The sequence below is a fragment of the Natronorubrum halalkaliphilum genome, assembly GCF_009834785.1.
Classification (GTDB): Archaea; Halobacteriota; Halobacteria; order Halobacteriales; family Natrialbaceae; genus Natronorubrum; species Natronorubrum halalkaliphilum.
The window spans coordinates 116,156-133,117 of the sequence record NZ_WUYX01000026.1; the positions used below are offsets into that span (position 1 = coordinate 116,156).

Sequence of the window (16,962 nt, forward strand, 5' to 3'; positions counted from 1 at the left end):
ACACGACGCTTCCGCGCGGAATCGGCGTTCAGAAACGCCAGAAACGACGAACCGCGAGCCAACTGGCACCGAACGCGACCGAAACCGAGGTGGTTCGATGGTTGATACCGACCCGGACCGCGAGAGCGGCCCGTCTCGCCGTACCGTCCTTCAGGCTGGCGCAGTCGCGGCAACTGCCGGGCTCGCGGGCTGTCCGGCCCTCGAGGATGACGAACCCGACGACGACGACGAGCGGCCGATGAACGTCTTCTCGGAGTATCCCGACCGCGACTGGGAAGAGTTCTACCGCGATATCTGGGACGTCGACGACACGTTCATGCTGACGTGTACGCCGAACGACACGCACAACTGTTACCTCGAGGCGCAGGTCACGAACGGGACGATCACTCGCCTCCAGCCGTCGATGGGGTACGGGGAGGCGACGGACCTCCAGGGCAACCAGGCCTCTCATCGCTGGGATCCCCGCGTCTGTCAGAAGGGGCTCGCGATGATCGAACGCTTCTACGGCGACCGTCGGGTCCACGCCCCGATGGTCCGCGAGGGCTTCCTCGAGTGGGCCGAAGACGGCTTCCCCCGGGACGACGACGGCTCGATGCCCGAGGAGTACGCCCAGCGGGGCGAGGACGGCTGGGAGGAGGTCTCCTTCGAGGAAGCCTACGATCTCGCCGCCGAGACGATGTTGGAAATCGCCGACCACTACAGTGGCGATGAGGGCCAAGAGATGCTCCTCGAGCAAGGATACGACGAGCGCGTCGTCGAGGAGACCCAGGGCGCCGGCGTTCGGACGATGAAGGTTCGCGGTGGGATGCCCCTGCTCGGAATGATCCGCCTGCAGGGGATGTACCGCGTTGCAAACCAGTTTGCGCTGGTCGATAACTACGTTCGCGACGTCGACGAGGACGACGCGCTCGGGGCCGTCGGCCTGGATAACTACTCGTGGCACACGGACCTGCCGCCGGGCCATCCGATGGTGACGGGTCAACAGACGGTCGACTTCGACCTCGCGAACGTCGAGTACGCCGACAACATCGTCATCATGGGGATGAACTGGATCTGCACCAAGATGGCCGACTCCCACTGGTTGACCGAGGCTCGCATGAAGGGCGCGAAGGTTACCGGCGTCTTCACCGACTACAACGCGACCGCCACGAAGTGCGATGAACTCGTCACGGTCAGGAACGGCACTGACGGCGCGCTCCTGCTCGGCGTGGCCCGACAACTCCTCGAGGAGGATATGTACGACGAGGAATTCGTCCGGTCCTACACGGATCTCCCGCTGCTCGTCCGGATGGACGAGGGTCGGTTGTTGCGCGCGAGCGACCTCGACGAGGACTACGAACCCGCGGAACTAGAGAAGACAGTCGTCACCGACGACGATGACGACGAGGAGGTCGCCGACGACCGCCTCGAGGACGGCGAACTCGACGTCTGGGAGAACATCCTCTCGGAGGACCTCCGCACCGAGTGGGGTGACTTCGTCGTTCGCGACGAGGACGCCGAGGAGTTCGTTCCCGTTACCCGCGACGAGATCGGTGACGACTTCGACGTGCCGGCCAGCCTCGAGGGCACCTTCGAGGTCGAGACGGTCGAGGGCGACACCGTCGAGGTACGAACGGTCTTCGACCTGCTCGCGGAGTACCTCGAGTCGACGTGGGACGCCGACAGCGTCGCCGAGGTCACGGGCGCCAGTCCCGACGCCGTCGAGAGCCTCGCGGAAGACATCGGAACCAGTCACGAATCGACGCTGTTGCTGACCGGGATGGGACCGAACCACTACAACAATCAGGACCTGTTCGGCCGGGCCTCGTTCCTCGTCACGTCGCTGACGAAGAACGTCGGCCGGTTCGCGGGGAACGTCGGCAGCTACTCGGGGAACTACCGCGGCGCGTACTTCAACGGCCGCGACCAGTGGTCCGGCGAGGACCCCTTCGACATCGAACTCGATCCCGACGAACCGGCGACGACGAACGTTCGCTACGACATGCAGTCAGCCCACTGGTACTCCCACGGCGACCGGCCCCTGAAGTTCGACGACGACGGCGAGTACGACCCCGAAGACGGCGAGTACTACATGGGCGACTCACACATGTTTACGCCGACGAAGTTCATGTGGACGAGCGGTTCGAACTCGATCCTCGGGAACGCGAAGGGTGCCTACGATATCATCCAGAACATGCTCCGGAACGGCCGGATCGAGGCCTACTTCACCAACGAGTGGTGGTGGACCAAGACCTGCGAATACTCCGACATCGTCTTCCCGGCCGACTCCTGGGCCGAACACCACCTCCACGATATCACCGCTAGCGTCACCAACCCCTTCGTCATGACGATGCCGACGACGGGTCTCGATGAGCGCATCTACAACACGCGCAACGACGCCCAGATCTACGCCGGTGTGGCGGAAGCCCTCGCCGAGCGCACGGACGACGAGCGGTTCACCGACTACTGGGAATTCATCGACGAAGACGAGTACCGCGCCCGGCCGTACCTCCAGCGGGTCATCGACCACTCGAACCCGGTGGCAGGATACGATATCGACGACATGCTCGAGGAGGCCGAGGAGGGGGTTCCGAAGCTCATCATGACGGGAACGTACCCGAAGTTCATGGGCAGCCGCCAGACCCAGGAGGACGATCCCTGGTACACCAAGACCGGCCGGATGGAGTTCTTCCGCGAGGAGGAGCCGTTCGCCGAAGCCGGCGAGTCGCTGCCGGTGTTCCGGGAGATCGTCGACGGCACGCCAAACGAACCCCACGTTCTCGTCGACGGCGGCGATCACCCGCTAATCGACCCAGAGACCCCCGAAGACCGCGGGTGGGATCCCGATCAGCGGGACGGCGACCTCCGGCAGGTTCGAAACGTGGTGTTGAGTCCCGACGAACTCGGAGAGACGTCACATCCGCTGACCGATCGCGACGAGGGCTTCCGCTACAACTACATGACGCCGAAGTACCGCCACGGCGCACACACCTTCGCCAACGCCCTGCCGAACATCGCCGTCTGGTGGGGTAACTACGGCGACTTCGACCGCGAGGACGAACGCCGCCCCTACATCGGCGAGGCCTACCTCGAGATGAACCCCGAGGACGCTCGAGCGGAGGGGCTCGAGGACGGCGACTACGTCTGGGTCGACGCCGACCCCGAGGACCGACCGTACCGCGGCTGGGACGAGGACGACGACGATCAGTACCAGGTGACGCGAGCGATGTTGCGCGTTCGGTACCAGCCGGCGCTGCCCCCGGGAATCGTCAAGAGTTGGATGAACCTGAACGCGGCCTCACACGAGACGGTTGCGGCCCACGAAGCGGGCCTCGAGGACGACGAGGGCGACGGCGAGGCGCGCAACGAGGAGACCGACTACGTCTCCTACTACCGCTACGGCAGCCACCAGAGTGCGACCCGGACCTGGTTCCGGCGGACGCTGCTGACCGACACGATGGCCCGCAAGGAGTACGCAGGCCAGGATATCGACGTCGGATTCCGGGACGACGTCCACTGCGCGAACGGCGCGCCGAAGGAGGCCTTCGTTCGCGTCGAACACGCCGAGGACGGCGGGCTCCTGGACGAGGACGACGACGAGCGCGAGCGGCTCTGGCGCGTCGCCGAGATGGGGCTCCGTCCCGGCTACGAGGACGACGCCATGGAACAGTATCTGGACGGCGAGTTTATCGAGACCGGAGGTGACTAACGATGCCACAGGTTCACAACTGGCAGCTGAATCGCGAGGTCGAGTTTCCCTACGAGGAGTCACGTCCCGAGCGACAGTGGGCGGCGATGTTCGACCTGAACAAGTGCATCGAGTGCCAGACCTGCACCCTGGCCTGCAAAACGACATGGACCCACGAGGAGGGCCAGGAGCACATGTTCTGGAACAACGTCGAGACCAAGCCCTACGGCGCCCATCCGATCGGGTGGGACAAACGGACCTTAGAAGACATGGGTACGATGGAGTGGGACGGCGATACCTACGAGGGAGACACCATCTTCGAAACGGAGGACGTCGACTGGGACGATCCGGAGAACCACCCGACCGAGGAGCGTATCAACGAGGACGTTGCCGGCTTCATGCCGGACATCGAAGACGACTGGCGGTACCCCAACCTCGGCGAGGACGAGACCGCCGGCGAGGAGATGGATCTGGACGTCCACTTCGACGAGGATACGCACCCGATCTGGTTCTTCTACCTCCCGCGGATCTGCAACCACTGCACGTACGCCGGCTGTGCCGGCGGCTGTCCGGTCCAGGCGATCTACAAACGCCCCGAGGACGGCGTCGTCCTCATCGACCGCGAGGAGTGTCAGGCACAGATGGTCTGTAACGAAACCTGTCCGTACAAGAAGGCCCAGTACAACCCGGCCGAGACCATCTCCCAGAAGTGCGTCGGCTGCTATCCGAAGACCGAGGACGGACGAGCGCCGCAGTGTTTCGAAACCTGTCTCGGAAAGATCCGACTCCACGGCTACATCAACACGCCCGAAGAGGCCGACGACAGCGATCCGATGGCGGAGCCGACGAACCCGCTGGACTTTCTCGTCCATCAGAAGGAAGTCGCTCTCCCGCTGTATCCGCAGTTCGGCCTCGAACCCAACGTCTACTACATTCCGCCGACGACGGCGCCGGTCGACTACCTCGAGCAACTGTTTGGCCCCGGCGTCGAGGACGCCTTCGAGACCTACCGGGCGATCGGCGACGGTGAGGAACCCGCCCTCGAGGGATTGTTGAACCTGATGGGGTCGACCGAGTGGTCGATCACGGCGTTCGAGGTCGACGACGGCGAAGCCGTCGGTTACTACGAGGGCGACGAAGTCGGTCGGGTACCCATTACGGAACCGCAAACCGAACGCGACCGCGTCGACGAGGTCGACGGCGAGGAGGTTTATCGACTCGACATCACGTAACTATGAGTGACAGCGACTTCAGCATTCTCGGTGGACCACCGAGCGAACGAAACGACGAATCGAGCGGAGGAAACAGGACGGCCCGTGACGACCGCGACACTGACGCCGATCCGACGCCGGAGTTGCCGCCCGGCGATGCCGCGACGGCACTGCACCGTGCTCGGCTGTACTCGCTACTGGCGCTCGGGCTGGAACGACCGGACGGTAACGGCGGTCTGGAGATGGACGACACTACCGCGCTCGTCAACGCCGCGGCGGCACTCGACCGAACCGTCGAAGACGCAGCGACGGCCGTCGACGACCATCTCACCGATACCGCGGAACGCAAAAAACGGTGGGCGTCACTGTTCGGCGTCGAGGAAGGCCACACCGTTTCACCGTACGAACTGACGTACTTGCCGGGCCCGTTGCTGACCACCGTCAGACAGCTCGCCGACATCAGGGGATTTTACCACGCTTTCGGTATCGACGTCGGAGAAAAGATGCCGTATCGCGGCGATCACGTCTGTTACCAACTGGAGTTTCTCGCCCACCTCTGCCTGCGTGACGCACGCTTGCGTCGAGCAGGCGACGACGAAGGAGTGACGATCGTTGTCGATGCCCGCCGCACCTTTCTCGAGGCCCACCTCGGCCGATGGTTCTGGCGGTTCGCCGGTGAGATAAGCGCCCACGACGACGGCTTCTTCGCCGCGGTGGCCGATCTCCTGGCGGCGCTCGTCGAAGACGAGATAGCGATACTCGACCTCGATCCGGAGTGGGTGCCGGATACGTCCGAGGTAACGGAGTGGAACGAGGGTATCTTCGGAGCGGCCGGCCGTAGCTGCGGTGGGTGTGGAGCCGACGCCACCGGTCTCGAGGACCTCGAGGGGAGTCCGGGGAACCCAAGGAATCCGGGGAGTCAAACAGCGCAGGACGGTCTCGATGACCGATGAGGCGTAGGACGAGTACATGCTCGCCTTTCCACGATAGTTGCCGATTCATACTGCCGGACAGAACTATTCGAAGCTCGGTCGCGCTACTGCGGCCGTCGTCCTCGAGGACGGCCGCGACTTCGCGACCGACTGCTGTCCGACAGTATCAGACCCGAGGGAGAGGATTCGAACGGGAGTCGGTCAAATTCCCCACCGTACTGTGGATCCAATGGTATGTGATGGGGTCACGTATCGACCAGTAAACGATGGGGCCCGAACTGTACGAGTTCGAATGTCCGCACTGTCACGAACGAACCGTCGTCGATTCACAGGTTCTGACGGAACTGGTCAGCACCGGCTGCGTGTTTTGCGGCGCAACCGTCTCGGAAAGCGACTTCGAACCGGCGAATCCAACCCCATGAACGTCTCGAACACGACCGCACACTCGAGTGGGTGTACGACCATCCCGACGCGGAACCGCGGGGAACTCCGGCTGGGCGTCGGCGAGTCGATCGACGGTGCGTACGGAACGATCGACGTTCGGGATCTCAAACCCCAGCGGCGCCACCAGGGCTTGCTCGCGATCTTCAACGGGCTGGACGCCGGCAACGGGTTCGTCCTGGTGAACGACCACGGTCCCAAGCCGCTGTACCACCAGTTCGACGCCGAGGCCGGCCCGTGGGTGTGAAACGTGAGTGCTGACTGCGGCCACGAACATCTCATTCCGGATTTTCCCTGGGATCGTGCAATTTTCACGTCCGACAACACGTCCGGTCGTAACGTCACGGAGGGTGTGGTCGTATATTGCGTTCCAACACTACTATGCTGTCCACGCACACAGTGATAGCATGGCTCACTGGCGTCGTCTCGTCTCTGTACTCGGAGGAAGGCGCATTATCGGGGCTCTTGGAGTTCTCTACGTCGTATTTTCCGTTTTCCGGATGGGTATCGGGTTCAATATTGGCGCACCAACCGGTAGCATTTTTATTATAACAGTGCTCATCGCGGTCCCTGGATTCGTCCTCATCTACGAGGCGTATTGGCTCTCACAGAGCGATATCAACACCGAGTTCCACACCGACATCGCCGGCTGGTGTCTCGCCGGGTTCGGGACGATGGCGGGCCTCCTCATCTTGTTTCATCTCCAGCCCGAAGGCGGTATTTCCGAACCACTGACCGGGATTCCGATTCTCACGGCGCTGGGTAGCGTCGGAGGTCTCGGTGTCGGTATCTATGACGGCCGGGCCAAAACGCAAACTCGGCAACTCAAACGTCGAGCCAACCAGCAAGATGCTGTGGCCGATCTCGGTCAGCTCGCACTCGAGACCGACGACCTCGACGACCTCATGTACGAGGCAGTCCGAAAGGTCGCCGACGCACTCGACAACGACTACTGCAAAGTGCTCGACCTCGATCCCGAGAACGAGGAACTGCTACTTCGACAAGGTGTTGGATGGAAGGACGGGATCGCCGGAGAGGCAACCGTCTCGTCCGTTGAAGCGGACTCACAGGCGGCGTATACGCTGGCTACTTCTCATCCCATCGTCGTCGAAGACCTCGAGACGGAGACGCGGTTTAGCGGCCCAGACCTCCTTCGAAGCCACGACGTCCACAGCGGCATCAGCACCATCATCGGACCGTTCGACGAGCCGTGGGGGATTTTGGGAACGCACGATACCGACCGGCAAGAGTTCACCGAGGAGGACGTCAACTTCGTCCAGAGCGTCGCCAACATCCTCGCGGAGGCGATCGAGCGGACGGAAACGGAACAGCAGTTACGGGAACGCCAGGCGCAACTGGACGTGGCGACCGAGGCCGCGTCGATCGGGATTTGGACGTGGGATATCCGGGAAAACGTCGTAACTGGTGACGAATACCTCGCGGAACTGTACGGAACGGATTCGGTAATTATCACGGAAGGGGCTCCGATAGAAGTCTTCTACGATCAAATCCACGAAGACGAGACGGAGGAAACGAAGAACGAAATCGAACGGGCTGTTACGGACACGGGTAAGCTCAAAACCGAGTACCGGCTCAAAGACGACGACATCACCTGGGTAGAGGTACGGGGAGAGGTCGAATACGATGGTTCCGGCGACCCGATCCGGATGCATGGAACGGTTGCTGATATCACCGACCGGAAGGAGCGAGAGCAACGGCTAGAACGCCTGGTCGCTGAACTCGAAGAATCGAACGAGCGGTTAGAGCAGTTCGCGTATGCGGCCTCACACGACCTACAAGAGCCGTTGCGGATGGTCTCGTCGTACCTCCAACTCATCGATAGTCGCTATGAGCTCGACGAGGAGGGAGAGGAGTTCCTCGAGTTCGCAGTGGATGGGGCCGAGCGAATGCGGTCGATGATCGACGGGCTTCTCCAGTACTCCCGCGTCGAAACGCAAGGCGACCCGTTAGAGCCGGTGGACCTGGAATGTATTCTTGACGATGTCCGTGATAACCTACAAATGACGATCACGGAGAACGATGCAACGATCGAAGCGGATTCGCTCCCGCGTGTACAGGGCGACCCCGACCAATTGCGGCAGGTGTTTCAGAACCTCCTCGATAACGCCATCGAGTACAGCGACGACCGACCAACGGTTCACGTAACCGCAGAGCGAAACGGCAGCGACTGGATCATCTCCGTCGAGGACGAGGGGACCGGGATCGATCCGCAAGAACAGGAGCAGATCTTCGAGGTGTTCCAGCGAGGCCACAGTCATAGCGATGGCAGCGGCACCGGCATCGGGCTTGCGCTCTGCGAGCGGATTATCGAACGCCACGGCAGTGAGATTTGGGTCGAGTCCGAACCCGACGAGGGAGCGACGTTCTCATTTGCCCTCCCCGCGAGCGGTAGCCAGTGACATCCCCAACCTGGCCGAAAGCAAGCCAATCCCCAACGAGGGGAATTCAACCTGCTACTGGAGCGGTTTCAGCCCCGCTCCGCGAGCGTCGTCTGTGCGTCGAGAAAGGGTAACTCGATCGTCGGTCAAGTCACTACGATATCGACGGCTTGGGACGAACGGCAACCGAGAAACGACGAGAGTGGGAATCGCGGTGCGTGGATTAGCCAATGGAGACTTCGTAGTAGTCAGTATACTTCACGAGGTCACAGTCTTCGAGTCCGTTCGCGATTGTACTGTCGACGGAGACGTCGATGTTTTCGGTGAGGGTCGGGAACTCTTCCTTCGCGTCTTCGTCCAGTTCGTCGTAGTGGCAAACTCGGGAATCCGAGGGGACGTTTTCAACCGGTTCGAGTGTGATGGTCCTACTCATGGTATACAATACCAATTGCAGCGTCTTCAATATTTTTGTGGTGATAATCCATGACCGTCAATTTGAAGCGGGTTTTGAGGTGCGTTATATTGACAATCGTCTACCGGGATAGTTGTCGAGGGTGTGTTACTCGTCGCCGAAAATAGGTTCAGCAATGAGGAATGGAGTGAGCTACCTCGTTCTCCTCGCCCACCGCTATCGCGATTCGTCTTGCTCGCTGTGGTGTTCCATGCGAACGGAGAGGTACCGTTCGAAAATCAAACCGATTCGACCGCCTCGAGCAGATCGTCGTAAGGCGGTTCGTTCGTCGGGTCGTCGGCAACCCATCGGTACGCGACCGTACCCCTCGAACTCCTCGAGTCGGTCCTGTAGGGCGACCATTTCGTTCGTGCAGGGCGGCGTGAACGCACCGGCGAAGAACGCGAGGACGACCGGACCGTCCCCGAGGTGGTCCGTGAGGTCGAACGATTCGTGGTCGCTTGTGCCGACCGTCGCCGTGAACGTCAGAGCAGTGTCTCAGGTCGTGGGCATACGCATATATTGGATACCGTCATGATAGGCGCCGTTCTCGCATCAAAAACGTTGAGCGGGACATATTCCGGATCCCGACGAAATGTGATCCGGAATGCAATATGTGGGCCCCGACCGAGTGGTACCGTTCCTTGAACGCGTCAACGGGCACCCGTCGTCGTGTTGAGCTATCGTTACAAACCGAATCCGTCGTATCCTCCGGCCCCTATCGCCGTCGGAGCCCGATCGCCGTTGCGAGGAGGATAGCAACGATGGCGATGATCACGCCGAAGCCGGGAACGGTGTCATCGTAGCCAGCCGCGTCGTCCGGGCTACCACCGGTGTCGTCTACTCCAGTACCCGCTCCATCAGCGTCGTCAGCCGTATCGCTGGCCGATTCGTCATCGGTACCATCGCGGTCGTCTCCGTCGTCCGGTTCGCTCTCGTCGGCGTCGTCGTCAGCTGGATCAGACGGCGGTATACCGGGGAAGCCACCCGAACCACCGGAGTCATCGGAATCCGTCGACTCTACCACGGTGAACGTCGTCTCGAAGGTTGCTTCTTCGCCGGCTTCGTCGACGACCGTCACCGTAACGGTATACTCCTCGTCGTACTCGATCTCGAGGTCGTGGGTCGCCTTCGTCGAGTGGATGTTCGTGGCATCGTCGTCCGTGACGTCCGCGCCGTTTACGTCCATCGCAACGGCGCTGGCATTCACGCCGGAGATCGCGTCATCGTACTCGAAGACAACCTCGATTGTTTCGGACGCCGTCGAAACCGTTTCGCCGTCCGCAGGCGTAACCGAGCCGAGTTCTGGCGGTTCCGTGTCGGTCACCAGAACGCCGTACGTGGAGAAGCCCGGAACGGCCGAAACGACGGAGATGTCGTTCCCCACCTGAGTGATCTCGGCGTCCTCGACGGGGGTCCACTCACCGCCACCGTCGTAGTGGTGAAGTGCGAGGTCGTCCGTACCGACGCCGTCGGGGAGGTCCGCCCCCGAAACTGTGAGTTTGATCTCCGCGCCCTCGAGGTGGGCCTCGAGCAGTCCGGGGAGTTCGGTCTGGAGGAATCCCACGCCGACGGCGCCGTCGTCGAGGTTCGCATTGACCGTACTCTCGGAGACGGCGAGGAACAGTTCCTCGTCGGAGAGGTCCTCGTGCACCCCGTCGACGTCGAAGGTGACGTTCGAATTCGCCCCTTCGAACGCGAGTTGACCGTTCGAGAGAACGAGGTCGGTGTTTACGACGACCGACGTCTCGTCGGTGTCTTCCTTTCCGGCACGATCAGTGCCGGTGACCGTGACCGTGTACTCGCCGGATTTGTCGAACGTCAGCGTCCCCTCGAACGTCGTGTTCGTCGGGTCGTGGTCGGTCAGTTCGACCGACGGATCCGACGATTGCGTCGACGAATCGTCGAAGTCGAGTTCGATCGTCGGCACGCCCGACAGTGGCACGTCGCTCTCGACAACGACCGTGGCGTCGTCGGCGGTGACGTCTTCGATACTGACCGACATCGTGGGCTCCTCGCGGTCGATCACGAGGAGTTCGGTTTCGGCGGTCAGCCCGAAGTACCCGTGTTCGTCGACCGCGATCGCGCTGAGTTCGTACGCCCCGTCGTCGGCGATCGCATCCGGGCCCTCGATCGGAATCTCCGCAGCCAGCGTGCCGTCGGCGGCGGATTCGGCTTCGACTTCCACCTGGTAGTTCGACTCGAGCGAGGAGACGTGGACGAACACCGACTCGAGCGGGAAGTCCGACTCGGCCTTGAGTTCGACCGCGACGTCGTCGCTCGCGTACGTCACAGTGCGCTCGTCGAAGTCGGGGTCAATGGCCGACGAGTGGCCGTCGACGTCGACGATCGACGGCTCGACGATCGGTTCGCGAACTTTGATCGTGCCCGCGGGCCGCTCGCCGAGCTCGAGTTCGTACGTTCCGAGTTCGTCGGCCTCGAACGCCGCGCTGACGTTCAGCGCACCCAGGTGGTAGAACCCCGGCGAGAGCGAGACATCCTCCTGGACGCCGAGTTCGAGCGTCTCGCCGTCGGTCACGGACTCGCCGGCCGCGTCCTCGACGAGCGTCGCGTTCAGCGCGACGTTCTCCGGGTCGTCGACCGTTCCCGCCTGGTAGATGCTGCCGATCACGTTGAACGACTCCCCGGCGGCCACCTCGTTGGCGTCGGCCGAGGCCGCGATTACCTGGACGTCCGACTCCGCGGGCAATGCCTCCACGGTCCCCGCAGGACGGTCGCCCAGCTCGAGCGTGTAGTTGCCCGGCTCGTCGAGCGTCCCCGTGAGGTTGATCGCCCCCAGGTGGTAGTATCCCGGCGCGAGCGAGACGTCCTCGGAGACGCCGAGCTCGATCGGGTCCCCGCCGTCCTCGTGCGTCGCGGTCAGGGCGATGTCTTCCGGTTCGTCGACGTTCCCCGCCTGGTAGATGCTCCCCACCACGTGGAACGACTCGCCCTCGATGACTTCCGTCGCCGACGCCGAGGCCGCGATCACCTGAACGTCCGAGACCGCCGGCTCGACGTGGATCGTACCGGCGTTCCGCTCGCCCAGCTCGAGCGTGTAGTTGCCCGGCTCGTCGAGCGCCCCCGTGAGGTTGATCGCCCCCAGGTGGTAGTATCCCGGCGCGAGCGAGACGTCCTCGGAGACGCCGAGCTCGATCGGGCCCCCACCGTCCTCGTGCGTGGCGGTCAGCGCGATATCTTCCGGTTCGGCGACGTTCCCCGCCTGGTAGATGCTCCCCACCACGTGGAACGACTCGCCCTCGAGTACTTCCGTCGCAGAGGCCGACGCCGCGATTACCTGGACGTCCGAATTGGTTTCCAGTACCTCGAGCTGTCCAGCGTCGTGACCGCCCAGCGTGAGGTCGTACGTCCCCGGCTCGTCGATGGCGAACGAGATGTTGACGGCCCCCAGGTGGTAGTATCCCGGTTTGAGTTCGACGTCTTCTTGGACGCCGAGGTGGCGTTCGTCACCGGTCTCGTTCGTCGCCCAGAGTTCGATGTCCTCCGACAGCGAATCACCGCCGTTCGCGGTCCCGTTCTGGTAGATGCTGCCGACCACGTACAGCTCCTCGTCCTCGAGCACCTCGATCTCGGAGAGCGAGGCAGCGATGACCTGGATGTCGGACGGTGATTCTTCGACGCCGATGGTACCGACGTCGTGCTCACCCAGCGTGATATCGTAGGTACCCGTCTCGTCGAGCGTCCCCGTGAGGTTGATCGCCCCCAGGTGGTAGTATCCCGGCGCGAGCGAGACGTCCTCCGAGACGTCGAGCTCGATCGGCTCCCCGCCGTCCGTGGGCGTCGCGTTCAGCGCGACGTCCTGTGGATCGTCGACGTTCCCCGCCTGGTAGATACTGCCCACGACGTAGAACTCCTCGTTGACGCTGACGTTCATCTCGGAGAGGGACGCGGCGACCACCTGAACGTCCGATTCCCTCGGTTCGACGTCGATCTGACCAGCCGATCGGTCCCCAAGCGTCAGGTCGTACCTTCCTGGTTCGTCGAACTGTGCGGTGAGGTTGATCGCCCCCAGGTGGTAGTATCCCGGCGCGAGCGAGACGTCCTCGGAGACGCCGAGTTCGAGCGTCTCGCCGTCGGTCACGGGTTCGCCGGCCGCGTCCTCGACGAGCGTCGCGTTCAGCACGACGTCCTGTGGATCGTCGACGTTCCCCGCCTGGTAGATGCTGCCCACCACGTGGAACGATTCGCCCTCGACGATCTCCGTCGCCGATGCGGAGGCGGCGATCACCTGAACGTCCGATTCCCTCGGTTCGACGTGGATCGTACCGGCATTCCGCTCGCCCAGGTGGAGCGTGTAGTTGCCCGCCTCGATTCCCACGGATTCGTCGAGATCGATCTCGCCGGTGAGGTTGATCGCCCCCAGGTGGTAGTATCCCGGCGCGAGCGAGATGCCCTCGGAGACACCGAGATCGACCACTGCACCCGTGTCCTCGTGCGTCGCGGTCAACTCGACGTCCTGTGGATCGTCGACGTTCCCCGCCTGGTAGATGCTGCCCACCACGTGGAACGACTCGCCCTCGATGACCTCCGTCGCCGACGCCGAGGCGGCGATCACCTGGACGTCCGATTCCCTCGGTTCGACTTCCACGGAGCCAGCGTTCCGCTCGCCGAGTTCGAGCGTGTAGTTCCCCGCTTGCTCGGGCGCAAACGTCACGTTCAGCGCACCCAGGTGGTAGTATCCCGGCGACAGCGTTACCTCCTGGCTCCCCACCATCGTCTCCGTTCCGTCTTCGTGCGTCGCCGTCAGCTCGATCTCCTCGGTCCCTTCGATAGTACCCGCCTGGTAGATCGACCCGATCACGTACGCCTCCTCTTCACCCCCGATCAGCTCGGTCTCCGACGTCGACGCCGCGATCACCTGGATGTCCGAGTTGCGATCCTCGACGGCGACCGTGTCGACGAGCAGGTCACCGAGGTAGACGTCGAATTCGACACTGAGGTTCTCACCGAGGTCGAATTCGTCGTCCGCGTCTGGGTCCCAGGACAGTTCGAGAGGGTCGATCTCACCGGGTGTGACGTCGAACGATTCGCTCTCGACAGTTCGAAGATCCGCGCCCGTCCCCGACTCGCGGACGCGGAGTTCGATCGTCTCCGTCCCCGGCACGTCGCCGGTGTTGATCAGGCTGGCCGAGACGACGACGGCCTCCTCACCGAGTTCGACGGCCGCTTCGTCGACGTTCGCGCCGTAGACGACGAGGTTGGGACCCGCGTTGACGGTGACCGTTCCGGCGTCGACGCCACCGACGGACACCTCGTACTCGCCGGACGTATCGAACGCGTGCGTGAACGCGACGGGAGTCGTCTTTTCGACGTCGAGTTCGACGGTCTCGGTGTCGATGACCTCGCCGTCGACCTCGAGGGGCACGATCAGTTCGCCATCCTCGTTGCCGACGTTCTCGACCGACGCGGTGACTGTCACCACGTCGCCGGTTTCGAGTTCGAGCGGCGTCACGCTCGCCTCCTGGACGGCGAGTTCCGGACTCCTGGTGTCGGGGGCGACCTCGACGTTGGCGGTCGTGGTCTCCCCTTCGGTCACCTCGACGTCGCTCGTTCCGGTCATCGGCGGCACGTGCTCGGTGGTCACCTCGATCGTGTGTGTCCCGGTTTCGACCTCGAGTTCGTACCACCCGTCTTCGTCGGTGAATTCGACGCCGGGATCGCTGCTCACCGAGACGAATGCGCCCTGGACTGGATCGCCGGTCGACTGCTCGGTCACCTGTCCGACCACAGTTCCAGTCGGGGATTCGGGGGTGAGTGCGACGTCACCGCCCGTTGGATCGTCGAGGAGGGCGTCGTCAGCCGTGAGCACCTCCGGGTAGAATCCATCGGCGGTGAACCTGACCGAGGGCGTCTGGGAGTGGTGTTCGGGAACGTTGATCGCGTACGCTCCGTCGGCGTCAGTCGTGGCCGAAAACTTCGGCTCGCTCGGGAAAAAGTGCGATTGGATCTCGACACCCTCGACCGGATCGTTCGTCTCCGAATCAGTCACCGTGCCGGTCAGAACCGGAACGGTATCGAGTTCGATCTCACCGATCGCCTCGTGTTCGCCTGCCTCGACCTCGACGTTCTGATAGAGGCCGTCGTCGTAGCCGAGCGTCTCGACGGTGATCTTGTAGACGCCCGGTGGAACGTCGACCTCGAACACACCGTCCTCGTCGGTCGAGAGGGTCGCCGTGAATCCGTCCGGGGCGGGGTCAGGGTCGCCGACGTCGACCTGTTCGATGACCTCGACGTCCGCGTCCGAGATCGGCGAACTGTCGCCAGTGACGACGCCCTCGAGCGCCCCAGTCTCGGGCACTTCGGCGTCTCGCTCACCGAAGAGTCCGATTTTTCCGTCCTCGGTCGTCGTCGCCGTCGCCGTCCGCGCGTCCGGATCAATCTCCCCACCGATCTCGCTCCACTCGGCGCCGTCGTGGGACCAGATGCCGAGCGTGTCCGGATCGTCGACGTCACCGACGTCGTAGTGGAAGGTAATTTCGAGAGAGCCGTCCGTCGGATGCGACTCGACGTTGAGCACCGTTCCAACGGCGGTCAACTCCTCGGGAACACTCGGTCGCACGATCGAACCGAACGCGACGTCTGTCGCGACGAAGTCGATCGTCATCTCGGCGTATGCGTGCCCGACCGTGACGTCGCTCGCGGTGACATTGTCGACCTCGGCGCCGGTCGAACTACTGTCGAGATAATCGCCGGCCCTGATGTCCCAGTTGCCGCTGTCGAAAATCGTGTCGCCCGAAAGCGTGACGCCGTCGGATCCGCGAACGTCGACGCCGCGGTCGCCACTTCCGCGAATCGTGTTGTCGATCAGTCTGGCGTCGTTACTCGATCCCTCGATGAGGATACCGTGTTGTTCGTTGTCGATCGCTCGATTGTCGACGAAGGTGTTTCTGGACGCACCGTTTTCCGCACGGAACCCGGTTGCGCTGTTCGCGACGGCGGTGTTGTTCTCGAACCAGTTATCGGTGCCGCTGGCGACGTAGACGCCGTGGTTGTTCCCTTCGAGATGGTTGTGGACGACGGTGACGTTCGCTGCGTACGGGTCGACTTTGATCCCCGAGCCAGCGTTTCCCGTCGCGTTCGTGTACTCGACGACGGTTCCCTCAGTTGTGTAGTCGACCAGGATGCCGTGGCCGTAGTTGTCTAAGACGTTGTTGTGCGTGTACGTGTTGTCAACCGACGAACGATCGTCGACAATCCCATTGCCGTTGTTCCCAGTCGCCGTGTTGTTCACAACGACTATCTCGTCACCGGTCACGCGAATGCCGTCGCCGTTGAAGTCCTGGCCATTGTCGGTGACAACGTTGTGCGCGACGGTGACGTTCGTGTTGTACCCGGGGTTGTCGCCCGACGGCATGAAGAAAGAGATACCCGAATCGTCGTTCATGGACGCCGTCACGTACTCGACCGTACTGTCGTGGACGTCCCCGAAAGAGATGCCGTCTCCTCCGTTGTTGGTCACCTTCGCCTCGCTGATTTCGATACCAACGCCGTCCCGTACTCGAATGCCGTCGCTGGCACTGTTCTCGGCGGTAACTTCCTCTACGGTGAGGCGTTCGACACTCCTCGCGGTGAGCCCGTTGTCCCAGCCCTCGAGCGTAACATCGTGGACGTGGACGTTCCAGGGTTCGATATCCGTCGAGTACGGGTGGTCGACGACCCCAACCTCGATCCCGTAACTGTCACTTGAGCCACTGCCAGTGATGGTGTGGCCGTTGCCATCGATAGTGACGCCGTCAGCCTCAACCTGAAGGCAGGTCTCTGAGCCTTGAAGATCATTCTGCAATTCGTATTCGCCAGGTTTATTGAGTGTCCTGCACTCGGTGATTGGTTCGGCCGAACG

The 16,962-nt window shown here is 62.6% G+C and carries 8 protein-coding genes and 1 pseudogene; 6 read left to right on the top strand and 3 right to left on the bottom strand.

Annotated elements, in window-relative coordinates; translation table 11 throughout:
* Window positions 1-97 precede the first annotated feature (97 nt).
* From GS429_RS07480 to GS429_RS07500, 6 genes are all read left to right on the top strand, one after another.
* Entirely contained in the window at window positions 98-3,688 is a 3,591-nt protein-coding gene (locus GS429_RS07480) for a molybdopterin-dependent oxidoreductase (RefSeq protein ID WP_160064175.1), read from the top strand.
* Window positions 3,689-3,690: 2 nt separating this feature from the next.
* Window positions 3,691-4,899, top strand: coding sequence for a 4Fe-4S dicluster domain-containing protein (locus GS429_RS07485; protein ID WP_160064177.1), 1,209 nt, complete (start codon window positions 3,691-3,693; stop codon window positions 4,897-4,899).
* A gap of 2 nt (window positions 4,900-4,901) precedes the next feature.
* Complete coding sequence (locus GS429_RS07490; RefSeq protein ID WP_160064179.1) at window positions 4,902-5,831, top strand: TorD/DmsD family molecular chaperone; 930 nt, start codon at window positions 4,902-4,904, stop codon at window positions 5,829-5,831.
* A 245-nt stretch (window positions 5,832-6,076) separates the two neighbouring features.
* Window positions 6,077-6,232 (top strand): DUF7560 family zinc ribbon protein, encoded by a 156-nt coding sequence (locus GS429_RS22655; RefSeq protein ID WP_425438194.1) that lies wholly within the window; start codon window positions 6,077-6,079, stop codon window positions 6,230-6,232.
* On the top strand, window positions 6,229-6,498 hold the full coding sequence (locus GS429_RS07495) for a DUF2249 domain-containing protein (RefSeq protein ID WP_235920763.1): 270 nt from the start codon (window positions 6,229-6,231) through the stop codon (window positions 6,496-6,498). Before GS429_RS22655 ends, GS429_RS07495 begins: the two co-directional genes overlap by 4 nt.
* A gap of 160 nt (window positions 6,499-6,658) precedes the next feature.
* Window positions 6,659-8,671, top strand: a complete 2,013-nt coding sequence (locus GS429_RS07500; RefSeq protein ID WP_160064183.1) for an ATP-binding protein — start codon at window positions 6,659-6,661, stop codon at window positions 8,669-8,671.
* A 202-nt stretch (window positions 8,672-8,873) separates the two neighbouring features.
* Here GS429_RS07500 and GS429_RS07505 read toward each other — a convergent pair whose 3' ends face one another.
* From GS429_RS07505 to GS429_RS07515, 3 genes and pseudogenes are all read right to left on the bottom strand, one after another.
* Window positions 8,874-9,083, bottom strand: a complete 210-nt coding sequence (locus GS429_RS07505) for a DUF7979 domain-containing protein (RefSeq protein WP_160064185.1) — start codon at window positions 9,081-9,083, stop codon at window positions 8,874-8,876.
* A 257-nt stretch (window positions 9,084-9,340) separates the two neighbouring features.
* Window positions 9,341-9,590, bottom strand: a pseudogene (locus GS429_RS07510) (redoxin domain-containing protein).
* Window positions 9,591-9,819: 229 nt separating this feature from the next.
* Window positions 9,820-16,905, bottom strand: coding sequence for a right-handed parallel beta-helix repeat-containing protein (locus tag GS429_RS07515; RefSeq protein WP_160064187.1), 7,086 nt, complete (start codon window positions 16,903-16,905; stop codon window positions 9,820-9,822).
* Between the last annotated feature and the right edge of the window lie 57 nt (window positions 16,906-16,962).

Bases quoted from the DNA above. Each gene is read 5' to 3' on its own strand.
- GS429_RS07480 (WP_160064175.1), top strand. From the start codon at position 98: ATGGTTGATACCGACCCGGACCGCGAGAGCGGCCCGTCTCGCCGTACC.
- GS429_RS07500 (WP_160064183.1), top strand. From the start codon at position 6,659: ATGGCTCACTGGCGTCGTCTCGTCTCTGTACTCGGAGGAAGGCGCATT.
- GS429_RS07485 (WP_160064177.1), top strand. From the start codon at position 3,691: ATGCCACAGGTTCACAACTGGCAGCTGAATCGCGAGGTCGAGTTTCCC.
- GS429_RS22655 (WP_425438194.1), top strand. From the start codon at position 6,077: ATGGGGCCCGAACTGTACGAGTTCGAATGTCCGCACTGTCACGAACGA.
- GS429_RS07495 (WP_235920763.1), top strand. From the start codon at position 6,229: ATGAACGTCTCGAACACGACCGCACACTCGAGTGGGTGTACGACCATC.
- GS429_RS07490 (WP_160064179.1), top strand. From the start codon at position 4,902: ATGAGTGACAGCGACTTCAGCATTCTCGGTGGACCACCGAGCGAACGA.
- GS429_RS07505 (WP_160064185.1), bottom strand. From the start codon at position 9,083: ATGAGTAGGACCATCACACTCGAACCGGTTGAAAACGTCCCCTCGGAT.